The sequence below is a fragment of the Streptomyces lacrimifluminis genome (genome assembly GCF_014646095.1).
GTDB classification, from domain to species: domain Bacteria; phylum Actinomycetota; class Actinomycetes; order Streptomycetales; family Streptomycetaceae; genus Streptomyces; species Streptomyces lacrimifluminis.
Genome location: NZ_BMMU01000083.1, coordinates 1 through 5,136 on the forward strand (window position 1 = coordinate 1; position 5,136 = coordinate 5,136).

1 protein-coding gene and 1 pseudogene are annotated in these 5,136 nt (G+C 69.8%); both read right to left on the reverse strand.

Features of this window, described 5'->3' with window-relative positions; translation table 11 throughout:
* A pseudogene (locus IEY89_RS39785) lies at positions 1-4,204 on the reverse strand (type I polyketide synthase); the annotation flags it as partial.
* A 126-nt stretch (positions 4,205-4,330) separates the two neighbouring features.
* Positions 4,331-5,136 (reverse strand): acyl carrier protein (locus tag IEY89_RS42280; RefSeq protein WP_229695731.1); only part of this gene is annotated, 806 nt, incomplete at its 5' end.

The window sequence follows — 5,136 nt, forward strand, 5'->3', positions numbered from 1 at the left end:
CGCTACGGGACACCAGCAGCAGACGCCGAACGCCATGCTCCGTCACCAGATGCCGCGCCACCAGACCACCCAACGTCCCGGAAGCACCCGTCACCAGGACCCAGGAAGCCTCTGGGATGGCCAGCGGCATGATCGCCGTTGCATCAGACAGGGCACGGGCGAGCCGCGGAGCACGCAGTTCACCTTCGCGTATAGCGAGTTGCGGCTCTCCGGAGGTCATGGCGGCCGGCAGAGCACGCAGCGACTCCTGCGACGTGTCCACATCCACCAGCACAAAGCGACCCGGGTGCTCCGACTGCGCGGAGCGGATCAGCCCCCACACTGGGGCGTGCGCCAGCGCCGGTACGTCCTCGCCATCTCCGGCCGCCACGGCCCCGCGGGTCAGCACGAGGAGCTTCGACGACGCGAAGCGCTCCTCTGCAAGCCAGGACTGGGCGATTGCGAGGGCGGCGTTGGCAGCCTCACCCGGGGAGCCTTCGCAGGTCACCACCGTGACATCGGGAACCTCCCGCAGGGCATCGAGATCGGCGTGCGGCCCGGCCTGCGGGAGGACGGCCGCAGCACCGAGTCGGTCCTCGCCGATCACGGCCCAGCGCAGTGCGGACACCGCGGACACCTCAGCCGGCTCGGGGTTGCCGACCGCGGGCCAGTCGACCCGGAAGAGCGAGCGATGGACGGCGGTCCTGGCAGTGTCGAGGTCAGTGGTGGCGACGGGCCGCAGGACCAGGGCGTCTACGGAGGCCACCGGTCGGCCGGTGGTGTCAGCCACGGCGAGGGAGAAGGTGTCGTCCCCGCGTGCGGCGAGCCGAACCCGCGCCGCGACAGCACCGGTGGCATGCAGCCGTACCCCTCGCCATGAGAACGGCATACGGGCCTCAGGGCCGGAGTCCGCCAGGCTGCTGAGTCCCACCGCCTGCAGCGCGGCGTCCAGCAGCGCCGGGTGCAGTCCGAACGACTCCGCGTCCTGAGCGGTCTCCTCGTCCAAGGCGATCTCGGCGAAGACCTCGTCGCCACGCCGCCACGCAGTGCGCAGGCCCTGGAACGCCATGCCGTAGGAGAAGCCGAGATCGGCGAGGCGCTCATAGTGGCCGCTGATGTCGAGAGCTTCGGCGCCAACGGGCGGCCACACCTCCATACGTCCCGGTGCGGTGGTGCTGCCGGTGGTCGCGAGCATGCCGCTCGCATGGCGGGTCCACATCTCGGCACCCTCGGTGCGCGAGTGGACCGTGAAGGTATGTCTTCCCTCCGCGTCAGCCGCGGCGACACGCAGCCGGAGCTGTGTGCCCCTGTCGACGGTCAGCACGAGAGGCGTCTCCAGGGTCAGTTCCTCCAGGAGGTCGCATCCCGCGCGATCGCCCGCGCGCACAGCCAGTTCGACGAAGGCCGTGCCCGGCAGCAGCACCGAACCGAGAACCGAGTGACCGGCGATCCAGGGCTGCTCCGCGAGAGCAAGCCTTCCGCTGAAGAGCAGTTCGCTGTCGTCGCCCGATTCGACGACCACACCGAGCAGCGGATGGCCGGCGGCCTCCAGACCGAGGGCCTCCGGATCCCCGGACCCGGCCAGGCGCACCCTTGGCCAGATTCGGTGCCGCTGAAACGCATACGTCGGAAGGTCGACTCGCCGGGCTCCGGTGCCGTCGTACATCCCGGCCCAGTCGACGCCCACGCCGTGGACGAAGACGGCGGCCAGCCCCTCGAACAAGTCCATGGTCTCGGAGCGGTCCCGCCGTACCGTGGGGGCGAACACAGCCTGCTCGTCGTCGGTCAGGCATTCCTGGCCCAGGGCGCACAGCACGCCGCCCGGCCCCAGTTCCAGGAAGGTGCGGACGCCCTGCTCCCGCAGGGTCCGGATGCCGTCGCCGTAGCGCACCGCGTCGCGGATGTGCCGGACCCAGTAGCCGGGATCGGCGAGCTCGGCGGCGCTGGCTGTAGTGCCGGTCACATTGGAGACGACGGGGATTTTCGGCGCGTGGAAGGTGAGGCCGGAGACGACGGCGCGGAAGTCAGTCAGCATCCCTTCCATGTGTGCCGAGTGGAAGGCGTGGCTGACGTTCAGCCGCTTGGTGCGATGCCCGCGCTCAGTGAGCTCGGCGGTCACGGCAAGCACGGCCTCTTCGTCGCCCGAGATCACCACCGAGCGCGGGCCGTTGACGGCTGCGACGGATACTCCGTCGGTGAGCAGCGGGGTCACCTCACCCTCGGTCGCTCGTAGGGCGACCATCGCCCCACCGGGCGGCAACGCCTGCATCAGCTGACCTCGGGAGGCGACCATGGTGCACGCGTCCTCCAGCGACAGCACCCCGGCCACATGTGCGGCAGTCAGCTCGCCTATGGAGTGTCCCAGCAGAGCGGCTGGTGTCAGACCCCACGTCTCCACCAGCCGGTACAGCGCGACCTCAACGGCGAACAGCCCTGCCTGCGTGTACTCGGTCTGGTCGAGCAGTGCCGCCTCAGGCGTGCCCGGGTCCGCGAACAGCGCTGTGGACAGCGCAATGTCGAGCTGCGGGTCGAGCCTGGTCAGTACGTTGTCCAGAGCTTCGGCGAACACCGGGTGGGACTCATACAGCTCACGGCCCATGCCCGGATACTGGCTGCCCTGCCCGGTGAACAGAAACGCGGTACGCGCCAGGCGGCGACCGGTACCACGGATCACGCCAGGTGCGTTCTCACCGCGGGACAGGGCGTCGAGCGCATCGGGCAGTCTCCCGAGGGAACCGCTGTCCGCGAGCAGCACCGCCCGATGTTCGAAAGCGGAGCGGGTGGCGGCCAGCGAATAGCCGGTGTCCAGCGGTTCGGCGGGGTTCTCTCGCAGTTTGTCGGCCAGACGGGCGGCCTGCTCCCGCAGGGCGGCCTCGGAGCGCCCCGCAAGTACCCACGGCAGTACGGGCAGGCTGACCTGCGGGCGCGGAGGCTCAGCCTCGCCCACCGCTTCCGCCTCCTCAGCAGGTGCCTCCTCAATGATGGCGTGCGCGTTGGTGCCACTGACACCGAAGGACGAGACACCGGCGCGGCGCGGCCTGCCGGTCTCGGGCCAGGGCCGGGCCTCGGTCAGCAGTGACACCTCGCCCGCGTCCCAGTCGACGTGCCGGGACGGCTCGTCGACATGAAGGGTCGCGGGCAGTTCGCCGTGCTCCATCGCCTTGACCATCTTGATTACACCGCCGACGCCAGCGGCGGACTGCGTGTGGCCGATGTTGGATTTCAGCGAGCCCAGCCACAGTGGCTCCCGCCGCTCTCGGCCCTGCCCGTACGTCGCCAGCAGCGCCTGCGCCTCGATCGGATCACCGAGCGTGGTTCCTGTGCCGTGTGCCTCGACCGCGTCGACGTCGCCGTACGTCAGGCCCACCGCGGCCAGTGCCTGACGGATGACCCGCTCCTGAGCAGGGCCGTTGGGGGCGGTCAGCCCGTTGCTCGCGCCGTCTTGGTTGGCAGCGATGCTGCGGACGACGGCGAGCACCGGGTGCCCGTTGCGCCGTGCGTCGGAGAGTCGCTCCAGGAGGAGCATGCCGACACCCTCGGCGAGGCCAGTGCCATCGGCTGCATCCGCGAAGGCCTTGCAGCGCCCGTCGGGCGCGAGCCCGTGCCCCTGTCCGCGGCTGAACTCGTCGAACAGCGTCGGGGTGGACATCACGGCAACACCGCCCGCGAGCGCCAGACTGCATTCGCCGCCGCGCAGCGACTGCACGGCGAGGTGCATCGCGACGAGGGACGAGGAGCAGGCGGTGTCGACGGTCACTGCCGGGCCTTCCAGGCCCAATTGGTAGGAGATACGGCCGGAGGCGATGCTGCCCGCGCTGCCGTTGAACACGTAACCCTCAATGGCCTCGCGCGACTGGCTCACGAGGGTGCCGTAGTCGTGATACATCACCCCGGCGAAGACTCCCGTACGGGAGCCGCGCAGCAACTGCGGGTTGATACCCGCCCGCTCGAATGTCTCCCACGCGGTTTCCAGCAGGAGCCGTTGCTGCGGGTCCATGGCAAGCGCCTCGCGTGGCGAGATGCCGAAGAAGTCCGGGTCGAAATCGGCTGCGTCGGAGAGGAACCCGCCATTGTCGTAGCAGCCGTCGAGGCGCCAGCCTCGGTCCCCTGGGAAGGATGTGATTGCGTCGGCTCCTTGGGACACCAACTGCCACAGGTCCTCCGGGGTGCGGACCCCGCCGGGATAACGGCAGCTCATCGCGACGATCGCGATGGGTTCGGTGGCCCGCGCGGCAAGGTCGCGGTTCTGCAGGCGCAGCCGCTCGGACTCCTTCATGGATGCCCTCAACGCGGCTGCGAGCTTGGCATCCTGGCCCGGATGGGTGCTGTTGGTCATGTCAGGCTCCCCACTTCACGCGTCTGTGCCGATGCCGGCGTCGTCGTTGCCGTCGAGGGCGAGGTCGATGAGCTTGTCGAGGTCCATGGCGTCGATGGAGTCCAGTGCCTGCCGTTCATCAGCGCCATGGGCCCCTTCGGGCGCCGCGTAGGCGGGCGGCTCCGCGGCCCGGCCGCTGTCTTCGCCCATGCCTGGCAGCAGCCTGGCCGCCAGGTACTGGGCGATCGCCGCCGGCGTGGGGTGGTCGAAAACGAGCGTGGCGGGCAGTCGCAGACCGGTGGCGGTACGCAGCCGGTTGCGCAGTTCCACTGCAGTGAGCGAGTCGAAGCCAAGCTCCTTGAAGGCCCTGTCCGGGTCGACGGCTTCCGAGGAGGCGTGGCCCAGTACAGATGCCACTCGGGTGACGACCAGTTCTTCCAAGGTGCGCGCCTGCTCAGGTGAGGTCATGGTCACGAGCCGGTCGCGCAGGGCACCGGTGCCCACCGGCTCGCCGCCCGTGCTGACGGACTGCACAGCCTGGCGTACACGTGTACTGATCAGCCCGCGCAGCAGTGCCGGGATGTCCGATCCCTCGGCGGACTTACGCAAGACGGCGGTGTCAAGCCGCATCGGCAGCAGCTGAGGCTGCCGTGCGGCGACGGCGGCATCGAAGAGCGCGAGTCCCTCCCGCGAGGTCATGGCGATGACGCCGAGGCGGGTCATCCGGTGCAGGTCCGTGCGGTCGAGGTGCGCGGTGAGACCACTGCGCTGCTCCCAGAAGCCCCAGTTGAGGGAGACGGCTGGCAGGCCCTGAGCGTGGCGGTGGTGCGCCAACGCGTCCA